The organism is Bacteroidota bacterium (genome assembly GCA_016213405.1).
Taxonomy (GTDB): Bacteria; Bacteroidota; Bacteroidia; order Palsa-948; family Palsa-948; genus Palsa-948.
On record JACRAM010000055.1, the window covers coordinates 1 to 20942 of the forward strand.

General features: G+C 41.2%; 13 protein-coding genes. 5 read left to right on the plus strand and 8 right to left on the minus strand.

Annotated elements, in window-relative coordinates:
- The 5 genes from HY841_06095 to HY841_06115 form a co-directional block, all read right to left on the minus strand.
- Positions 1-255: hypothetical protein (locus HY841_06095; GenBank protein MBI4930314.1), on the minus strand; the 255-nt coding region annotated here is incomplete at its 3' end.
- Positions 256-378: 123 nt separating this feature from the next.
- Complete coding sequence (mazG, locus tag HY841_06100; protein MBI4930315.1) at positions 379-1146, minus strand: nucleoside triphosphate pyrophosphohydrolase; 768 nt, start codon at positions 1144-1146, stop codon at positions 379-381.
- A 93-nt stretch (positions 1147-1239) separates the two neighbouring features.
- Positions 1240-1425 (minus strand): hypothetical protein, encoded by a 186-nt coding sequence (locus HY841_06105; protein MBI4930316.1) that lies wholly within the window; start codon positions 1423-1425, stop codon positions 1240-1242.
- Between the two features lie 126 nt (positions 1426-1551).
- Complete coding sequence (locus tag HY841_06110; protein ID MBI4930317.1) at positions 1552-2181, minus strand: sigma-70 family RNA polymerase sigma factor; 630 nt, start codon at positions 2179-2181, stop codon at positions 1552-1554.
- Positions 2182-2492: 311 nt separating this feature from the next.
- Positions 2493-3626, minus strand: a complete 1134-nt coding sequence (locus HY841_06115) for an Omp28-related outer membrane protein (protein ID MBI4930318.1) — start codon at positions 3624-3626, stop codon at positions 2493-2495.
- A gap of 184 nt (positions 3627-3810) precedes the next feature.
- On the opposite strand from HY841_06115, the gene uvrA reads away from it, so the two are divergent.
- Together uvrA and HY841_06125 are read left to right on the plus strand one after the other, a co-directional pair.
- Complete coding sequence (gene uvrA / locus HY841_06120; GenBank protein ID MBI4930319.1) at positions 3811-6687, plus strand: excinuclease ABC subunit UvrA; 2877 nt, start codon at positions 3811-3813, stop codon at positions 6685-6687.
- Positions 6688-6693: 6 nt separating this feature from the next.
- Complete coding sequence (locus HY841_06125) at positions 6694-7758, plus strand: acyltransferase (protein MBI4930320.1); 1065 nt, start codon at positions 6694-6696, stop codon at positions 7756-7758.
- Between the two features lie 97 nt (positions 7759-7855).
- Here the strand turns inward: HY841_06125 and HY841_06130 are convergent, their stop codons facing one another.
- Both HY841_06130 and HY841_06135 read right to left on the minus strand, forming a co-directional pair.
- On the minus strand, positions 7856-8686 hold the full coding sequence (locus HY841_06130; protein ID MBI4930321.1) for a DUF3108 domain-containing protein: 831 nt from the start codon (positions 8684-8686) through the stop codon (positions 7856-7858).
- A 352-nt stretch (positions 8687-9038) separates the two neighbouring features.
- Positions 9039-14126, minus strand: coding sequence for a PKD domain-containing protein (locus HY841_06135; protein MBI4930322.1), 5088 nt, complete (start codon positions 14124-14126; stop codon positions 9039-9041).
- A 487-nt stretch (positions 14127-14613) separates the two neighbouring features.
- On the opposite strand from HY841_06135, the gene HY841_06140 reads away from it, so the two are divergent.
- Positions 14614-16161 carry a PQQ-binding-like beta-propeller repeat protein gene (locus HY841_06140; GenBank protein MBI4930323.1) on the plus strand — a complete coding sequence of 516 codons (1548 nt, stop codon included), beginning with the start codon at positions 14614-14616 and terminating at the stop codon, positions 16159-16161.
- A gap of 107 nt (positions 16162-16268) precedes the next feature.
- Here HY841_06140 and HY841_06145 read toward each other — a convergent pair whose 3' ends face one another.
- Positions 16269-16991, minus strand: coding sequence for a hypothetical protein (locus HY841_06145; GenBank protein ID MBI4930324.1), 723 nt, complete (start codon positions 16989-16991; stop codon positions 16269-16271).
- 674 nt (positions 16992-17665) lie between these two features.
- Here HY841_06145 and HY841_06150 point away from each other — a divergent pair.
- Complete coding sequence (locus HY841_06150) at positions 17666-19258, plus strand: PKD domain-containing protein (GenBank protein ID MBI4930325.1); 1593 nt, start codon at positions 17666-17668, stop codon at positions 19256-19258.
- A gap of 120 nt (positions 19259-19378) precedes the next feature.
- Positions 19379-20800 carry a tetratricopeptide repeat protein gene (locus HY841_06155; GenBank protein MBI4930326.1) on the plus strand — a complete coding sequence of 474 codons (1422 nt, stop codon included), beginning with the start codon at positions 19379-19381 and terminating at the stop codon, positions 20798-20800.
- Positions 20801-20942: the final 142 nt, after the last annotated feature.

Here is a 20942-nt window from a genome sequence, read left to right on the forward strand (position 1 = left end):
CGACCACTGGTCATCAATGTTCACCAAAACAGGAGTTCCGGTATTGTAAGAGAATGGTGTGTATGCAGTAGAAGCAACTGAATAAGACGTTGTAGCAACTGAACCCTGCACGGTAGCGGTGAGCGTGGTGCAGCCGCTACAAATGCTTACGTTACCCGGAGTAACAGAAACAGATGGGCATGCAGATTGACCGAATGAGTTGTTTCCAATAATGAAACAAAAAATTAAGGCAATAAATGATAAATATCTAACCACTTGTTGTGTTGGTTTGAAATTTAGACGCAGAAAAGTCAAAAAGGTTGCTTACGTTCTCAAAAGATCAATGTTAATTATTGTAAGCTTCATGGCGATAATACAAAGATATAAGAAATATCAATGCTAAAGACTTTTCGCCATATTCCAGTAAACATCCATTTCCGCGAGTGACATTTCTCCCATCTTCTTTCCGTCTTTTGCAGATTCTGTTTCAAGATACTGAAAACGCTTGATGAATTTACGGTTGGTTTTTTCCAAGGCATCTTCAGGATTCACATTTATGAAGCGGGCATAATTGATGAGCGCAAAAAGAAGGTCTCCGAACTCTTCTTCAACTTTTCCGTTATTCAGAAACTCTTGTTGAAGTTCATTTGCTTCTTCATGTACTTTTTCAAGAACCTGTTCTGGTTTTTCCCAGTCAAAGCCCACGCCTCTCGCCTTTTCCTGAATGCGGTGTGCTTTTATTATTGCAGGAAGCGAATTCGGCACTCCCTCAAGCGCGGATTTGTTTTTCGTTTTTCCTTCTTTTAGTTTCAGTTTTTCCCAGTTGCTTTTTACTTCATGTTCGTCTTTCACTTTTACATCTCCGTAAATATGCGGATGACGGTGAATGAGTTTTTCACAGAGAGAATTGCAAACATCGGCAATATTGAATTCATTTGTCTCTGATGCAATGCGGGAATAAAAAACAATATGCAAGAGCAAGTCACCAAGCTCTTTTTTAATCTTATCCATTTCCTTTTCCATAATGGCATCGGATAATTCGTAAGTTTCCTCTATGGTTAAGTGTCGGATAGATTCTATTGTTTGTTTTTTATCCCAGGGACATTTTTCCCGCAGTTCATCCATGATGGTGAGCAGGCGTTCAAAAGCAATAAGTTTCTCGTTCATGATTCTTCAGTTAAGAAAAACAAAGGTAATGTTTCCCGATAGAGAGAATCAGGAATAAAGCAACTTCGGCTTTGCTCACTAAAAAAGGGCTTTTCAGTTCAAAATAATCTCAATCAATCCAACTTCGCGGGATTTTGAAATCTTAAGCGCTTTTGAAAAGTTGATGATATTTTGAATCACTGCATCGCTGGGAAGTTCCAGAGATGAGATTTCCTTCATGTCTTTTTTGTCATGAGGAATAAACGAGGCGTTAGGAAAATGAGTAGAGTTTTTCTGCATATAAAATTGTATTTGGTTAATTGTTTCATTGTTTCTACTGATGAAGTATGAAGAGATAACGTCACGAAAAAAAAATTATTGTATGAGCAATAATTATTATTTACAGCCAGAAACTAACCGCTAAGATTAATAACTAAGATTCTTCTCGTTTGCCATCTTTTTCAGGTTGATTATTGCATATCTCATGCGCCCCAAAGCCGTGTTCAGATTCATCTTTGTCATTTTGCATATCTCATTGAAACTCATATCTAAATACTCTCTCATTATAAGTACTTGTCTCTGTTCTTCCGGAAGACGTTTGATAAGATGTCTTATCTGCCTGTGTGCCTGGCGTTTTTCAATGCTCTTGATGCTTATTTTCTCTTTAACATGAATCACATTAAAGATATCATCTGACTCTCCTTCATGGTTTCTAACTGTGCTTATCATGCGTATTCTGCTTGCCCTTCGAAAATGGTCAATAATCATATTGCGGGCTATGCGCATTGCCCATGGAAGAAATTTATCTTCTTCGTTATAATTGCCTGCTTTGAGCGAACGGATTACTTTGAAGAATGTTTCCTGAAAAACATCTTCAGCCAAGTCGCGGTTTCTTGTTCTTTTGATTATGAAGAAAAAAAGCCGTGTTTTGTGTCTTTCAATAAGAACAGTAAGGCACTGTTCATTGCCGTTCATATAAAAATCTATGAGTTCACGGTCGGTTAAATTTTTAAAATTAGATGGGACGGCTGTTTTAGTCCCGGTTTGCAGGGACATAGTTTGAACTTGCATAGTTTACACTGTTTTAATTCCTTTCCGCTTATGGCAAAAAGGAGATGATTGGTTAATAATTAAAACTTCAGCGTAAAAGTTTATCTATGCAATAAATTTTAAAAAAATAATAAAACTAACTTTTCAAAAATGGCGGGTAGATATTTATATCTATGCGGAGAGGAGGTTGATTTAGTTTCTTAACGCAAAGGTAAGAAAAAGGTTACACAATAGACTATATTATTTTATAACAGTAATAAATTTAACAAATATTAACAGAAGAACCATCCATTAAGTAGCCAATTGAGCAAAAAAACTTACTGTCCAACAAAAACCATTGGCTTCGTTATTTGTTGGGTAGAAGTTGAAATAGTGTAATAATATGCCCCTCCTGCAACGGTGTTGCCATCGTTATCATCACCAGCCCAATAGAACGTGTGTTCACCGGGAACAAGTTTTGAATCAATAAGGTCATTCACAACTTGCCCGAATGCATTGTACACTTTAATGGAAACATTATCTGTTGTGTTAAGAGTGAATCGCAACGCTGTACTATTTTTGAATGGATTGGGAATATTTTGTTTTACTTCGATAGAGTTCAATTCAGCATTTTCATGAACGCTTGTTAGTGTATTTTGCAGATAAACTTTAGCAGCATTCAATATGGAACGGGAATTAACACTTGTATTATAATAAGAAACAAAACCAACAATTGACATATGATTTGCATCCCAGGAAGAAGGTAATGTATATGTATATGACTGGCTAAAATTTTGCCCAGAAGTTACAGAAGCAGGAATCACTCCTGCTGTTCCAAAGTCGGGCGCAAGATTGGCACGCACTACATCTCTCTGAATATAATTTGAAATCTGACAAGGATAATTATACCATGGGCTTGAAGGGTCAGGAGAAGAGCATCCGTTGCCCATATAATTTTCCTGAGGATCGCTTGTATTAACTATGCTGTCTTCTTCCAGCACGCAGCTAATACGCATATCACCAGCAGCATTTGCAACAAAATTCGCTTTTACAGTTACACTTAACAGCCTTGAACCTATGTCGTAGGAACTGCTGACAACAACGCTGACAGGGGTAGTGGAAAGCAGGCGGTTTGCTGTTTTTGATTTCCACACAGAGGTTACCATGCAAACATAGGTCTGTCCGGAGAAAAAATACCTGTCTACCATTCCGCCAGGATAACCATACGCATTCATTGCATTATCCAGATTTTGGGTGTACGTGTTCTGATACGTATCAGAACCTCCATTATGATTTGCTATGGTAATTGCATTCGGATAAGTATTTTCTATGTCTTCCGAAACTGTTCTTCCTCTAGGGCAATAGCCGCACCAGGTTCCTGTTTCATCTTCAACAATAACTTTTTTTGCAGCTTGTCCGAATAGTAGCCCACTGCTCGCAACAGCGATGAAAAGAAGAGTAATTTTTTTCATAATAAATATTTTGATTATTTGTGTAAATTTATAGAAGGAAGCCCCATGAAATTATGACCTCCATCATAAAATTCAAATTGCGTTTTATAAAATTATTTCGTTATCCACCTGAGCCACTCCGTATCCTATTAATACCCTCCAGTAAAATTCTTCTAACTTTGATAATGTCTCAGAAAATAATATTATGAAAACTCAAGAATATATCAAAGAAGTAAAAAACATTTCTATAAAAGGAGCGCGCGTACACAACCTGAAAAACATCAGCATAAACATTCCGCATAATAAACTTATTGTAATCACCGGAGTTTCGGGTTCAGGAAAGTCATCACTTGCTTACGATACAATTTATGCAGAAGGGCAAAGAAGATATGTAGAGAGTTTATCTTCTTATGCTCGGCAGTTCATGGGTAAAATGAACAAACCCGATGTGGATTATATTCACGGTATTGCTCCCGCCATCGCCATTCAGCAAAAAGTTATCTCTAGAAGTTCACGTTCAACAGTTGGCACATCCACTGAAATTTATGATTATCTGAAACTTCTTTTCGCCAGAATTGGTAAAACCTTTTCGCCTGTTTCAGGTAAACCGGTGAAAAGAAATACTGTTTCGGATGTAGTGAACTATATTAATGGATTAGAAAACGGAACACAAACTACTCTCCTCTCCCCTATTAAGATTGAAAAAAAATTAAATGAACAATTATTGCTTTTACAGAAGCAGGGATTTTCAAGAGTTGAAATTGATGGAGAAATTATTAAGATTGAAGAAGTTTTTGAAAACAAAAAAAAGAAAATAAATGTCGAAACTATTTTTCTTGTCATAGACCGATTCACTATTGAAAAGGAAAATAAAGAAAATGAAAACCGTATTGCAGATTCTATTCAAACAGCTTTTTATGAAGGACAGGGAGAACTTCAGGTAAAAAGTCAAAAGACAAAAGGCAAAAGTGAAATACAAGTTTTCTCAAATCGCTTTGAGCTTGATGGAATCACCTTTGACGAACCGAGTGTTCACCTTTTCAGTTTTAACAATCCCATTGGCGCTTGCAAAACCTGCGAAGGTTTCGGAAGCATTATCGGCATTGATGAAAAACTTATTGTAACGAATACGAACCTTTCTATTTACGAAGAAACTATTGCCTGCTGGCGCGGAGAAAAAATGAGCAAGTGGAAAGATGAACTGGTTAAGAGCGCCCATCACTTTGATTTCCCCATTCACCGACCGTATAATCAGCTCACTGATAAGGAAAAAAAACTTTTGTGGACGGGCAACGAACATTTTGACGGGCTAAACGCTTTCTTTAGATTTCTGGAGCAGGAAAGTTTCAAAATTCAGTATCGCGTGATGCTGGCACGCTATCGAGGAAAAACAATTTGTCCTGAATGCAAGGGAACACGATTGAAAAAAGAATCCGCTTATGTGAAAGTGACAGAAAAATCCATAGGAGAAATTGTTTCCATGCAAGTAAAAGATTCGCTTCACTTCTTTAAAAACATTCAGCTTGATGCAAATGACAAGCAAATTGCCAAAAGATTATTAATAGAAATCACATCGCGGCTTCAGTTTCTGGACGATGTAGGACTTGGGTATCTCACACTCAATCGTTTATCAAATACTTTGTCCGGAGGTGAATCGCAAAGAATAAATATTGCAACCTCTCTCGGAAGTTCTCTGGTTGGATCTATGTATATTCTCGATGAGCCAAGCATTGGTCTTCACCCACGCGATACGCAGCGCTTGATAAAAGTTTTGAAGTCGCTGCGGGATTTAGGAAACACCGTTATAGTGGTTGAGCATGATGAAGAAATAATGAATGCAGCTGACGAAATCATTGATATTGGACCAGGTGCCGGAACAAATGGCGGAGAAATTGTTTTTCAGGGAAATATTAATTCACAAATCACAAGTTTCAAGTCACAGATAAAAAGCTATACGATTGAGTATCTGACTGGGAAAGAAAAAATTCCTGTTCCTGTTAAAAGAAGGAAATGGAAAAATTATGTTGAAGTGAAAGGTGCTCATGAAAACAACCTCAAGAATATTGATGTAAAATTTCCTCTGAATGTTTTCACTGTTGTAACAGGCGTAAGCGGTTCGGGAAAAACATCTCTTATAAAAAAAGTTTTATATCATGAACTAAAAAGAATTAAAGACGGATATGTTGATCATACCGGAAGAGAAGACACCATAAAAGGAGATATACATAAAATTTCTTCCGTTGAAATAGTTGACCAGAATCCCATCGGAAAAAGTTCGCGTTCAAATCCCGTCACTTATATTAAAGCATATGACGAAATAAGAAACCTTTTCGCTTCGCAACCGCTGGCAAAAATGCGCGGCTATAAATCATCCTCCTTTTCTTTCAACGTAGATGGAGGAAGATGCGAAGTGTGCGAAGGAGAAGGCGAAGTGACGATTGAAATGCAGTTTATGGCTGATGTTCATCTCGAATGCGAAGCATGCAAAGGAAAACGCTTTAAAGATGATGTGCTGGAAATTGAATACAAGAATAAAAACATTGCGGATATTCTTGAACTGACAGTTGATGAAGCGGTGGAATACTTTAGCCCCATCCCGCCCCTCCCCATTAGGGAGGGAGAAAATATTTCCTCCCCTTCGGGGAGGTTAGGTGGGGCTGTAGTTTCTAAATTAAAATTACTGCAGGAAGTAGGAATGGGTTACATCAAACTAGGGCAATCCTCCAGCACGCTCAGCGGTGGAGAAGCACAAAGGGTGAAACTGGCAACATTTTTATCGGGACATGGGGCAAGAGACAAGGGACAAGGTAATTCACTTTTTATTTTTGACGAACCCACCACTGGATTACATTTTCACGACATAAAAAAACTTTTATATGCGCTAAACCGATTGGTTGATGAAGGGCACACGCTTATTGTGATTGAACATAACCCTGATATAATCAAATGCGCTGACTGGGTGATTGACCTCGGTCCCGAAGGAGGAAACGCAGGCGGACATTTGGTTTTTAATGGAACTCCTGAGGAATTAGTCAAGAGCGAGAAAAGCATTACAGGAAAATTTTTGGCGAACAAGTTATAAAGTTAAATGAGCAAATACATTAGCTATTTTCCAAAAATCGATTCATTGCGAACTATCGCAGTTACCATGACTCTGCTTGCTCATTTCATTACAGATGCAGGATGGAAAAGAATAGAGTACATGAATCAAGGTGTATATTTATTTTTTACTATTTCTGGTTTTCTAATCACAAGCATTCTTCTTAAAGCAAAAGATAGAGGAAATGAAAAAGGCAAAATTTCAGTCGTAATAAACTTCATTATACGAAGAGGACTCCGACTGTTTCCTATTTATTATCTTTTTCTGCTGGCATTAATATGCATTAAATATTTCACCAACTTATGGTTATGGAATGACGGATTTGGAATATATTATTTCACTTACACATCAAACTTTTTGTTTTTTTCCGAAGACATTGATCAATCATCGCTTGTAGGCCACATTTGGACACTTGGAGTAGAAGAGCAATTTTATATTTTATGGCCTTGGCTTATTATTTTTTTTAATAAGAAACCATTAAAATATTTAATTGTGTTTTTCATCCTTTGCGGATTGGTCTTTTCTTTATTTTATATAAAAAGATTCCCATTTTCCAATTATCATACTCTGGGAATTGGTGCATTTCTGGCATACATTAATACGTATAAAGTTCAAAATGTTTTTTTTCAGCTGATCAATAAATACAATCCGGCTTCCTGTTTTCTTTTTATTCTGCTCTTTTTTTCAATCTCTCAGCTGATTGACCATCATTTAGTTTATTCAAATGCACTATTTATATGCAGAGAAATTTTTCTTATGCTTTCAACAGTATCTTTATTGATGATTGCTATAAGCGATAGAAAATACAAAATAATTTCTCCTTTATTGAATAACAAAATAATGCAGTATATAGGTAAAATAAGCTACGGAATTTATTTGTATCACAAACCTATTCCGTTCTTTATTAATATGCTTTGTAAAAAAAACAATTGGGATTTGCCTCCTGTCGTATTATTTATCATTTACATTATCATTACAATAATGATTGCAATATTATCCTATAAATACATTGAATTGTTTTTTCTGAAACTGAAAGAAAAGTTTGACAAATAAGTGCATGGCTTAGAACTGTGAGGTTGCTTCTCCGAAGGAGTCCTTCGGACTGGCGCGAAGCGCGCCTCCCAAACGGATGTATTCCCAATCACACTTCTTACTGCACTTTCGCTTCCAATTTATTTCGCAACCCTTTCCATCTTATAATTTTTGCTTTCACACTTCCCACAAGTATCGGGGCTTCCACATAAACCGGAATTCGGTTTTTATCATCAGTCGCCCACACGGTCATGCCTTCTCCACCTTTAAAAATTGTTCCTTCCACCAGCTTTGGTTTGAACTTTATGCACCTGAATGAATTATTATCGTCCATTTTCAAAACTTCTTTTCCGTAATAACGGAGATAAAGCGGATACTCTTTGTTATCTAAAAAAAGTGTGATTGGAATTGTGTCGTTCGTTTTATATGCAGAATAATCAATGGTGCGGGAAAAGAAAATCATGGTCATAGGATCAAAGGCGCAAGAAGAAATAGAAACAGTATCGAGGCGCGGCAGTTTTTTTTGCTCTTTGGTTACGCAATATGCTTTTAGTGTGTGGAAGTTGAAAAAACATTCGTTGTAAAAGGTTCTTCCACCCTCTTTCACATCGCGTATGTATCGGAATGGCTTCAAGGTGGCAGTATCCACCCAGCTTTCAAAACGATCGCGCACTTTGTAAATCCAGTCATACGATGGATAGGTTCCGCCTGCTCCGATGATATGATAGCAGGGCGTTCCTTTATAGTCGTCCAGTTGAATCTTAAAAGTCACTTCGCCAGCATCCAGCCAGATGAATCCCCAGTTATACATGGTCATATAAGTTACTTCCTCTCCGGAAGAAAACATTTCATTTTTCACCTCACATTCTGATAGAGAAGAAAGAAAACTTCTGAAGGAGGAAAATAAAATAAACAAAAGTAAAAAGATGTATGCAATTTCCCTTTTCATTGATACAAAGGTAATTCAAATAAGAATAACGAATTTCAGGAGGATTTGTTGGGTGTAGGACAAAATGCACATTTAAAATATTTCGCCCCGATGGGGCTTAAATCTTATCTCGTATGGACTATTTCTACCAATATAATGCTCCTAACGGAGCAAAATCCCGTAGGGATAAAATAGTGGTAGAGAGAGAGAGTCCATGCGTTCTTAATAAAGTTCCGTAGGAACGAAATAATGATTTGTACATTTTGTCCTACACCCGATTTGTTTGGGATAAAAAGAAAAATCCCAACTGAGATTTATCCTGAATTTATTTCAGGGCTCTCAAAGGGGATTTTCAATGTTGGCTGCAGCGTTTTTACCGTGTCATCACAAACTTCTGGTAAAGTTTCTTTTCATCAATAATGGCATTCACAAAGTAAACTCCTTTTACGAACTTTTCATCAAGCCTAATCTCCACGCCATCGCCTAAAGAATAATTTACTTTCTCTGAATAAATTTTAGTTCCCATCAGATTATAAATTTCTATCAGAACTTCTTCATCCTGTACAGCGCCTTCAACAGTGAAATAAACAGAACTTTCTGAAACAGGATTCGGATGCAGTGTTAAAGTGTAATCCTTTTCAGCGTTCGGTTGGAATGAGCGTAATAAAGGATCTTGTGATGCAGGTCCCGCAGGCGTTGTCACCGCACATATAACGCCATAACCGCCCCATACCGTATTTGAATAAGCCCTCACTTCTACATTATAGGTTTTTCCATACAAAATGCCCGGAACAGAAATCATCGCGAATGCATTATTGCCCGTACCCTTTGTATATATATATGAAAAGCCCGATGATGGTTCTGTTACCCGATACTGATAGTTGGTTGCGCCTGAAACTGCAACGCAAAACAATGGCTGGCTAAGTGATGTAATTGTTATCGGGCAGTAAGGAGTCTGTAATTTTGTTAAAGGAGTTGTTGCAGGAGTTGTTATTGTGCAAATCTGCCCCCAGTTGCTCCATACAGCGCTCACATAAACCCGTACTTCTACCTTGTAGGTTTTAGCATATTGAATACCGGGAACAGAAATCATCGCGAATGCATTATTGCCCGTACCCTTTGTATATATATATGAAAAGCCCGATGATGGTTCAGTTACCCGGTACTGGTAATTGGTTGCGCTTGAAACTGCAATGCAATACAAGGGCTGGCTAAGTGAAGTAATTGTTATACCGCAATATGCCGGCTGAAGTTTTGTTGGTCCGCAGGCAGTGGCACCTACGGTAACGGTTCCGGTTCCGGTGCATCCTTTATTATCCGTAACAGTGCAGGAATAACTTGCAGCCGCCAGATTGGAAATTGTTTGTGTTGTTCCACCTGTGTTCCATGAATAGGTGTAGGGAGACGTTCCGCCAGATGGAGTGGCTGTTGCTGTTCCATTGGTGCTTGTACAAGTAGCATCTGTTTTGCTCATAACAACAGATGGAGAAGCCAGCACAGTAATGTATGCGGTTTTGTCCATGGTGTTGCTGCCGCTTAAATTAGTAGCGGTAAGAGAAACAGAATATGTTCCGGCAGAATTGTAAGTTACTGTAGGGTTTTGTAATGCGGATGAAGACGGACTTCCGTTTTCAAATATCCAACTCCATGATGTGGGTGCACCGGTGCTTAAATCTGTAAAGCTGACCGTGCTTCCGGAACATACTGTTGTAGGTGAGCCGGAAAAATCAGCAACAGGACCGCTGCAAGTATTTCCCACAGTAACAGTGCCAGTTTTAACACATCCGTTATTATCCGTAACAGTACAAGTATAATTTCCCGAAACAAGATTTGAAATTGTCTGAGTAGCTCCTCCGCCAGGGGTCCACGAATAAGTATATGGAGAAGCGCCAGTCGGTGTTGCTGTAGCGCTTCCGTCATTCGTTGCGCAGGTTTCATCCGTCTTGCTCATGGAAACGGAGAGAGAATTCACAGTGATTGTTTTTGTTGCCGTGTTCGTACATCCACTCGCATTGGTTCCGGTTACAGTATACGTAGAAGTTGTAGTTGGTGACTTTGTAACGCTTGCCGTTGTTTGTCCACCGCCTGACCAACTATAGGTAGTTGCGCCCGATGCGGTTAGCGTAACACTTGAGCCATTGCATATAGTAGCAGAAGGAGTTACACTGATAGAAGGAGTTGGCAACGGAGCCATAGTAATTGTTTTTGTAGCGGTGTTTGTACAGCCACTGGCATTTGTTGCAGTTACGGTGTAAGTAGCGGTTGCAGTAACCACCACTATTTTAGTTATTGTCGTTTGTCCGCCTGGCGCCCAGCTGTAGGTGGTGCCACCGGATGCTGTAAGCGTAACACTTGAGCCATTGCATATCGTAGAAGAAGGAGTTGCGCTGATAGAAGGAGTGGGAGGCGCAGCCAGCGTAATTGTTTTGGTAGCCGTGTTAGTACAACCGTTGGCGTTTGTTGCCGTAACTGTGTAAGTAGCAGTAGAAGTTACTACAATAGTTTTAGTAGTAGTTGTTTGCCCGCCTGGCGCCCAACTATAGGTGGTGCCGCCCGATGCAGTTAATGTAACGATTGTTCCGGTACATACGGTTGCAGAGGGAGTAGCAGATATGCTTGGAGTGGGCAATGCATTAACAGTAATTGTTTTTGTTGTTGTGTTGGTACATCCGCTTGCATTCGTGGCAGTAAGCGTATAAGTAGTAGTGGTTGTAAGACCGGCTACCGTCTTGGTTACAGTGGTTTGTCCACCGGGCGCCCAGCTATATGTTGAACCTCCCGAAGCTGTAAGCGTAATGTTTGAGCCGCTGCAAATGGTGGCGGACGGAGTAACGGTAATGCTTGCTGTTGGATTTGCATTTACAGTTATATAAGCCAATCTGTTTTTTGTATCGCTTCCTATTCCATTTGTTGCAGTAAGCGAAGCAGAATACGTTCCTGCCGCAGAATAAGTCACTACAGGATTTTGCGAAGTGGAAGTTGCAGGACTGCCTCCCTGAAATACCCAACTCCATGAAGTAGGAGTGTTGGTGCTTGCATCTGTAAATGTTGCATTGCTTCCTGCGCAAAGAGTTGTCGGAGAACCGGTGAAGTCAGCAACGGGCGCACCGCCTGCAGGAACAAAAACATCGGAAGAAAATAATCCTCTTCCGTGCGTGGCGGCAATCAGCATGTTGTCAGAACTGCGGTACTGAAACATGTCAACGCGAACGTTGGCAAGTCCGGTTACGTTGGCTGCCCACACGGGAGAACCAACTGTAACATCGGTTGTTGACCATACGCCCACTTCTGTTGCAAGCAAAACTTCAGATAAATTATTCGGGTTGTAAATTGCCCAGCGGATTGGCATATCCGGAAGATTTCCTTCTGCGTTTGCCCATGTGGTACCACCGTTAGTTGTTCTCCAAACAGAAACAACACCAAAGTTTGAAAACGTAACCAGAATATCAGATTCAGAGGCGCCAAGCGCTACGCATGAAATAGTTCCGGCAGCACTAAACGATGCGCCAGTAATATTGGTAACAGTGGGCGTTGCCTGCGCGTTTGTGGCTTTAAACAATTTTCCGTTTTGAGTTCCGATAAACAAAGTTGTTGTTCCTCCGGGAGCATAAGGAGATGATAGGATTGTTCCGGCATAATCCGTCATTCCGGTAATGCTGATTTGGGTTGGCGCGCTGGGTGTACCTCTGATTCCTGTAATGCGATTCAACTGCGAAGTTGAGTAAGAAGAATAAAGTATTCCATTGGCATCGTCATAATCAGAAGGATTGATGAAATCTCCATTAACCTGATCGGTATTGATGGCAGAAAAACTTGTTCCTCCGTTTGTTGAACGGTAAACATAATTATATACATAAGCCGTAAGCTGGTAAGTTGAATTAGTTTGGTCAATATGGCAATAAGCCCCATCACCGCCAGTTGCCTGTGTGGTGGAATTCATTCCTGCAGTAGTGAACTTTTGCGTTCCATTATCCTGCGCCCCTGCCAGAAAATAATTTGAACCGGATGTGCCATTCATAGCGCATGCGTAAAACTGGGTTACGTTGTATCCGCTGTTTCTGTTTGCTATAGTGGTTCCTCCATCTGAAGTGTAGTAGATTCCGCCATCGTTGCCAAAAAGAATAGTGGAAGAAGATGCAGGTTGAAAAACAATCGCGTGCTGATCGGCATGAATGGTAACACCAGCGCATCCGCCAAAACTGCTCCATCGGGTTGCCTGCGTCCATGCAGTTCCTGAATTGGTGCTCTTCATTACATCCACACCTCCGGCAAAAACAGTGCTTGCTGAGTTAGGGTCAACTGCGAGAATCAAATCATACCATGCCTGTCCGCGGGTCATGTCAGTAGAAGAACTGCCCTGATCGCACCAGGTAGGAAGCGTTACACTTGACCATGAGCCGCCAGCATTTGTGGACTTCATTATTTTTTTCAATGTGTAGTCACTCTGCTGAACCATGGCATAAAGGGTATTCAAATCAGAAGGAGCGCAGGCAATTTCTATACGCTGTTCGCCAGCGGCTGAAGCATAACTGCTCGACCAGGTAGTTCCATCTGTGGATTTATAAATACCGCCTGTTGTAAATATTCCGATTGTGGCGAAGAGAGTTCCGTTAGCGCTGATCTCCAAATCGGCTGCTGCCCCGGCTAACACCTGCGTCCAGGTTGCACCATTATCAGTGGAACGCCTGACTCCACCAGCGCGAGTTGCGGCATACAGAACGCCTGTGCTTTCCACAACAATTTTCTGCACGTTATAGAAAGTGGAATTATTGGTGCTGGCAAGCTGTGCCCATGTAGCACCTCCGTCTGTAGTTTTCCAGATACCGGCACCTCGTATGGCATCTACATTATACCAGCCCTCGCCTGTTCCCACATAAAATATATTCGTGTTAGAAGGATCGTACGCAATGCATGACACAGCAAGGTTCGCCCAAAAGTCATCTACATTTACCCAGGTTGGTGAAGCCACTGTAATATCATTTGTGTAATGCAATCCACCCCCTACTCCGCCTGCCCATACTTTTTTCTTTGTTCCGTCATTGGGGTCAAACATGATGGCGCGTGTTCTGCCTCCTACGTTGTTGGGTCCGCGCTCTGTCCAGTTGGCTGTGGTGAGGGGAATTGGATTCGTATTTTTCTGCGCTTTCTGCTGCTGAACCATTGCCCATGCCGCAGCAAGGCGTTCGCGGGGAACAGTGCCTGTAGCGGGGTCTTTGGTGATTTTTATTTCCTGCTTCAACGCCAGATCAGGGCGGTCGGGATTGGGCATATCACCCTCTTCAAATGGTTTATCAAAGCTTTTCAAAATGAAAAAACCGCCAGCAATCATAGACAGGGCGGTTAGGGTGAGAATTGTTTTAATCGTTGTAGTGACGGTAGTAAACCCCGTAGGATTTTGGTTCTTGTGTCGTTGGATGAACATCCTACGGAAGTTATCCAACGGGGTAAATAGGTTTTTCATAGATATGTTGTGTTTGATTGGGGGAAATCAGGGCATTGTTAAAATTGCCTTTTGATACGCAAAAAAACCTATAGGGTTACACTTATTTTATTAACATGAGGGCACCTCGAATAATGAATACTGAACCCCACGAAATACGGGGCAGGCAAGGAATATCGAATGATGAAGTTGAAATCCACTTCGAAATTCATTATTCCTTGTTCGATATTCGATATTCACCCCGTTGGATAAGTATCCTACGAGGTTCATTTGAGTTTTTAGAGGTTCCCATGAGTTTCGCATAAGCATTAGTCCCGTGAGGCTCACGTTATTAACAAAATCAAGAGAATATTGATTGCGATTATCCTCTGAAGGAACTTACTGTTTCCGGAAGTCTTCAGGATTTTTTGTCTGAATGGTACTATTCTTGTGGAATCAGGAAACATTCTGCATCTACAATAAAAATTCAATCTGCAAGTTTTAATACAAACCACTTAACACTTCACCAATGAAAAAAATTCTCTTCGCTGCATTGTTCCCAATGGTTATCGGGATGGCAGCATTCACCACACAAGCCCCTTCTTTAAAAGATGATGAAAACGGAACCCCTCCTGATTCAACCATCACTACCACTGCCGATGATGGCATTGACGTGCTCAAGCAGGTGCAGGCAATGAATAAAGGAACAAAGCCCAATGACCGTTTTAACGCGGGGCACGTTTCGTTCACGGATATTTCAAACTATCTCACCAAAACAAAGGATGGTTTCGTTATTAAACTCCCCAGCAATACCAATGTCCCTACCCCTACAGTGCACGATGGAAAGGTGTATGTGAGCGGTGGTTTCGGAAGCAAGCAGTATTTTGCTTTTGATGCCAAAACAGGCGACAAGAAATGGGCGGTGGATATTGATGATGACGGTCCTTCTTCGGGAGTGATTGAAGATGATGTGCTGGTTTACAATACCGAGTCATGCACCATTTTCGCTACCGATGCAAAAAGCGGAAAATATCTCTGGAGCCACTGGCTGGGCGATCCGCTCATGAGCATGCCTGCAGTTGCCAACGGAAAAGTTTTTACCGCGTATCCCTGTTATACCAATTCAGGTTTTAGCGAAGAAATAAAAGATAAAGGCAAGCTGGTTTACAACATGCATTCTTCTCACGTGCTTGCCGCGTTTGATTTGAAAACCGGAAACGTTTTATGGCAAAAGTGGATTGACGGAGATGTGATGAGCGCGCCTGTTGCCGATGGAGATAATCTTTATATCACTTCTTTCCCCGGCACTGTTTACAAGTTCAATCAGAAAGACGGAGAAATTCTTTCTGCCAAATACATGCGTGCCACTTCCGCGCCCATTATCAATGACGGAAACATGACCGTGAGCCGCAGGGCGGATAAATGGGATGGCTCAGGCAAAGCCATGGAATCTATCGCGCAGATGGATGAAACAAACATGACGGTGAACAAGCAATTCGCTAAAAAAGAAGCTAATTATCTCAGCAAAGATGTTCAGGCGAAATCACAGCTTAAAACTACTTCCATGAGCAATGATGCAGGCAATGGTTTTGGCGGTGGCGCTCCTGCTTCATCAGGCGCTTATGTTGCCGAAGGAAACATAGGGCAGTCAAATGTTTCTTCGCTTCAGTCCTTTCAGGGTTCGCGCATTCTTTCTTATAAAGGAAATAATTACAACACCATGGGCGATGAAATTGTTTGCACCGATAAAGAAGGAAAAATGCAGTGGACCTCCAAACTCTCGGGCGATATGCACACGGTGGGCGGATTTTTGGGCACTCCACCGCTTGCTGTAGGCGGAAAAATAATTGTGGCTACTTACAACGGTGAAATTCAGATCATGGATGCTGAATCAGGAAAAATAGAAACCACTTACAAGACAGGAGAAAACATTCGCTATCAGCCCGTGGTGGAGGATGGATGGATTTATGTAACCAGCACCAGCGGAAAGCTGATTGCGATAAACACTAACAATTCTTCTCTTACCGGATGGCCTATGTGGGGAGGAAACGCTCAGCATACCAATATTGTGCAGTAGTCAAAGTGAAGCCCAAAGTTCCAAATTCCAAGCTCCAAATTCCAAGGAACTGCTGTTATGCTGGTTGTTTCTTGGGACTTGGGGCTTGATGCTTGGGACTTTCTCAGTTACACTATCACCGCTTCATGCATATTGCTCCAGGGACCGGCAAGGAGAGGGTATTTGGTATTGTACCACCGCGCAAAAACATAAATGCGCTTACCACTTTCTTTTGGTTCGAGGCGCAGAATAAATTTTGCGTGCGTGCTGATGTGCTGGGCGTTGCAATAGTTCAGATTTTTTGGAGGTGTTGTTCCTATCCTGTACACAATCATTACGCTGTTCGAAATCTTATGCCGGTGTCCGCGCCCTGTTCCCTTGATGGTTCGGCAAAAAATTTTCAGCATGGCTCCGCCCAGCGGTTTCAGCGCCAGCAGCACTGGTTCATTGATGGAGGAAGTGTGCACCGTGCGTTTGGTTTTTTCAAGCGAAGTTCCGCGCCTTATCCTGAAAAGAAGAAAATCAGTCAGCACCGTTCGGTTAGGGTTGGAGGCAATGCGGTCTAATAATTTTTGCTGCTGGTTGTATTTCACAGTGTCGCTCTGCACCTTGCGGATTTTATTTTTTATGACAACCGTGCGGAAAGCCATGCTGGAATATTTCGGAAACAATTCTTCAGCCGTTTTGGTTAAAGATTCCCATTGAGAAAGTTCTGTTTCCGTCCAGTTAAAACGCTCCCAGTTCTTGCCGGTGAATGGAGCAGGGCTGGGCTTCCCCAAAAAATCAGTGGTGCGCTTCATGTACTGCACATACTCGCTCAAATTCCTTGGGATTCTTGATTCATCAGGCATTTTCAGGTTGTTTTATAAGATATCATCGTTGCTTTACATTTTAGGAGTGTACACTCTCAGTATATCTTCTCTTGCTCAGAACCTATAATCCCTTTGTCATGATCCATCAAACATTCTTTTCATGATAGAATCATTGTTTTACAAAGTTAGACCTTTTGGCGACATAACGGCAGCATAGGTTATTATCATGGAAATACAATATTCTATTCTATAATCCAACGTTGATAAGCTGAGAGTGTACACTCTCAGTATAGAAAACAACAGTACAATGACTAAAACCAGAAATACCATGTTGTGTTTCGAAGAAGTTTCTTTGCGAAGATGCGTTGTAAAGATGTTACGGAACGATGCAAGAAGATAATGATGTTAGGACTTACGCAGTTTTTGGACTGAAGTCCAGATGTGCGAGAAATTTAATAGCCACGACCTTAAGGTCGTGGCAAATGAATGACAAAAGAAACGGCTTTAGCCAAATTGCGAAAGTAATAGGTGTATTGATATGACTGCACTCCACCGCAATGAGAGTTGCAGAGTTATGCGTATGTTTGCTGTAAGTATTACAAGTCCCGAAGGGATGTGGTCTCCACTCCTTCGGAGGATACCCATTCGCCTCAAACAAAAAATACAAAGCAACCTTTCGCAGTTAGTTTGCATCTTACAATAAAACAAATACAATGAAAACAAAATTACTTATTACAGCCATCTGCATAAGTTGGGCGTTAAATGCATTCAGCCAATGCACCGTATCTTTAACGACAACAAACACAACCTGCAATGGAATCTGTGATGGCGTTATTACAGCAACTGCTTCCGGTGGAACTCCTCCTTATACATATCTCTGGAACATGGGAGCAACCTCTGCCACCATCACTGGACTTTGTGCAGGAGTTTATTCAATTACAATTACGGATGCAATCGCCTGCACAGCGACAGCAAGTGCTGCTATCAGCCAGCCAGTAATGCTTTTGCTCAGTACAAGCACAACACCCGCCTGTGGTGTCAATAATGATGGAACTGCAACAGTAAATCCTTCAGGCGGTACACCGCCTTACACATATGTTTGGAATTCTACACCTGCACAAAGCACACAGACAGCAGTGAATCTTAGCGCTGCAAATTTCACAGTAACAGTATCTGATGCTAATGGCTGTACTGCAACCGCTATAGTTACGATTACAACTGGAATTCGTTGCTGGGATACAAACGGAAACGGAATAAATGATGTTGCAGAAGATTTAAATGCTGATGGATTCTGGGATGCGCTTGATTGCGTTAGTTCACCTGTTTCCATTTGTGCAGGGCAATGTGCAACACTCAGCACAGCAGGAGTAGCAACTTATTGGTGGAATCCCTCCGGGCAGACTACTGCGTCTATAGTTGCTTGTCCTACTGTAACCACAACGTATACTGTAATGATTGCAGATGCTAATGGATGTAATGATACTGCAACCACTACCGTAACCGTTTATCCTGTTCCCGTAGTTACCCTTGCAGGCAACATAACAATTTGCATGGGGCAAAGCGCAACATTATGCGCAAGTGGTGGAACATTTTATTCGTGGAGCATTGGTGCGACTACTGCTTGTATTCTTGTGAGTCCTACTGCAACTACAACTTATACTGTAGTTGCCTCAAATGGTGGTTGCTCGGATACAGCAAGCATAATTGTAGCAGTAGATAGTTTAAACGCAAGTTTAATCTTAACTCCTGATACCGCGAATCCATTATTATGGTATGGATACCCTACTATAACAGGCACAGCTCCGTTTACATATTATTGGGATTTTGGTGATGGAAATAATTCCACGCAACCCGCTCCATCGCATACATACACTGTGGCTGGTAATTACATAATATGCTTAACAGTTACGGATGCGAACGGATGCATAAGTTCTATTTGCGATACTACCTATAAAATGTCGCCTTCTGGCTTGATGCAAACTCTTATAGTCGTAAATCCATTAACAGGCACTTCTGAGTTAACTGCTTTGCAAAACATTTCCATCTATCCAAACCCTTTTTCCACTCAAACAACTTTACAGATAGAAGTTCCACTGAAGAACGCAACTCTCACCGTTTACAACTTACAAGGGCAGACAGTGAAACAATATAACAATATAACAGGTCATTCATTTACTCTCTCGCGTGACAATCTTCCAAGCGGACTGTATTTCATTCGGCTTTCAACTCCCTCTCCCAGCGGGGGAGGGACACAGGGAGGGGGCAGTGTAATTGCAACAGGCAAATTAGTAATCGCGGACAAATAATTTCTCTCCTGAGGGTTGTGCCGGCAGGCAGTTTGTTTTTTCATAAGTTTGTATGGTATGGATTATAAGTATGAACCCCGTAGGATATTGGATTTTATCCAACGGGGTGAACCCGTGAAAATGCTCCGTGTTTTTTATATCCTGATTCTCTCTTCTTTCTTCTTTCATTTTTCTTCCGCGCAAAACCAGAATATTGATTCTCTCCTAAACCTAGTAAAAAAAGATAACGCAACTCCCTCCTCCCTCGTCTCTCGTCCCTCGTCCCTTTCTTCCGACACCAACAAAGTAAACCACCTCAATGCCCTCGCTTGGGAATATAAATACACCAATCCCGATTCCACTATTCTCCTCGCTAAAGAAGCACTTGCGCTATGCGAGAAACTATCTTCTGTCTCCGAACTCCGAACTCCTGTCTCCAAACTAAAAGCAAACGCTTACGGTACTTGCGGTGTGGGCTATTGGGTAAAAGGCGATTATCCGAACGCGCTTGAAAATTTTTTCAAAGCGCTGAAATTTGATGAAGAACAAAAAAATAAAAAAGGAATTGCAACACGCCTCGGCAACATCGGAGGTGTTTATTGGAATCAAGCCGATTATCCCAAGGCGCTGGATTATTATTTCAGGGCATTAAAAACATTTGAGGAACTTGGAGAGAAAGATAAAATTGCCACTGTGCTCGGCAACATCGGAGTTGTCTATTTCCGTCAAGCCGAAGCCAACGTTCATCCTGAGGAACGCAATCCTCTTTTCAAAAGGGTGCTGGAGTATTACTTCAGGGCATTGAAAATGAATGAAGAACTTGGCAATAAGAATAGAATCGCAACAGACCTCGGCAACATTGGCAATGTCTATCATGCCCAAACTGATTATCCCCGGGCGCTGAATTATTATTTCAGGGCATTGAAAATGGCGGAAGAACTCGGAGATAAAAATCGAATTGTAATCTGGCTCGGCAATATCGGCTCACTTGATATTACAACCGGAAAATTTGCTGAAGCGGAAAAGTATCTCAAACAATCCGTTTTACTTGCAGAAGAAATCGGTTCTCTTGATGATTTAAAAGTAGGAAACCAATCCCTCAGCCAGCTTTACGACACTACGGGCAGATATCAATCAGCTCTTGAGCATTACAAAAAATACATAGCCGTACGTGACAGTATCACTAACGATGAAAATACTAAGAAGCAAACACGCACGGAAATGAACTACGAGTTTGAAAAGAAAGAAGCAAAGGCAAAGGCAGAGGTTGAGGTTAAGGAAGCAGTAGCAGAAGCGGAAAGCAAAAAGCAAAAGATTGTTATATGGTCGGTGATGGCTGTATTGCTGTTAGTTGTAATCTTCGCAGTATTTATTTTCCGTGCACTGCGCATTACGCAAAAGCAAAAGCAACTCATCGAACAGCAAAAGAAAATTGTGGAGGAGAAGCAAAGCGAAATTCTCGCCAGCATCCGCTACGCGAAACGGATTCAGGATGCCATTCTGCCGAAGGAGAAGTATATTAATAAAACGCTTTACCGCCTCAAAGCCAAAATGCCGAAGTAAAAGATGAAGAATAAAGTCTCAAGTCTCAAGTTCCACATTCCAAGTTCCAAGGAATACAAATCTTCTCTTGGGACTTGGTGCTTGGTGTTTGGGATTTGGTACTTCTTCTTTTGCCAACTGCCAACTGCCTATTGCCAACTTT

Coding starts and splice junctions, on each gene's coding strand:
- uvrA (MBI4930319.1), top strand. CDS start 3,811: ATGAAAACTCAAGAATATATCAAAGAAGTAAAAAACATTTCTATAAAA.
- HY841_06110 (MBI4930317.1), bottom strand. CDS start 2,181: ATGTCCCTGCAAACCGGGACTAAAACAGCCGTCCCATCTAATTTTAAA.
- HY841_06125 (MBI4930320.1), top strand. CDS start 6,694: ATGAGCAAATACATTAGCTATTTTCCAAAAATCGATTCATTGCGAACT.
- HY841_06105 (MBI4930316.1), bottom strand. CDS start 1,425: ATGCAGAAAAACTCTACTCATTTTCCTAACGCCTCGTTTATTCCTCAT.
- HY841_06135 (MBI4930322.1), bottom strand. CDS start 14,126: ATGAAAAACCTATTTACCCCGTTGGATAACTTCCGTAGGATGTTCATC.
- mazG (MBI4930315.1), bottom strand. CDS start 1,146: ATGAACGAGAAACTTATTGCTTTTGAACGCCTGCTCACCATCATGGAT.
- HY841_06115 (MBI4930318.1), bottom strand. CDS start 3,626: ATGAAAAAAATTACTCTTCTTTTCATCGCTGTTGCGAGCAGTGGGCTA.
- HY841_06150 (MBI4930325.1), top strand. CDS start 17,666: ATGAAAACAAAATTACTTATTACAGCCATCTGCATAAGTTGGGCGTTA.
- HY841_06130 (MBI4930321.1), bottom strand. CDS start 8,686: ATGAAAAGGGAAATTGCATACATCTTTTTACTTTTGTTTATTTTATTT.
- HY841_06155 (MBI4930326.1), top strand. CDS start 19,379: ATGCTCCGTGTTTTTTATATCCTGATTCTCTCTTCTTTCTTCTTTCAT.
- HY841_06145 (MBI4930324.1), bottom strand. CDS start 16,991: ATGCCTGATGAATCAAGAATCCCAAGGAATTTGAGCGAGTATGTGCAG.
- HY841_06140 (MBI4930323.1), top strand. CDS start 14,614: ATGAAAAAAATTCTCTTCGCTGCATTGTTCCCAATGGTTATCGGGATG.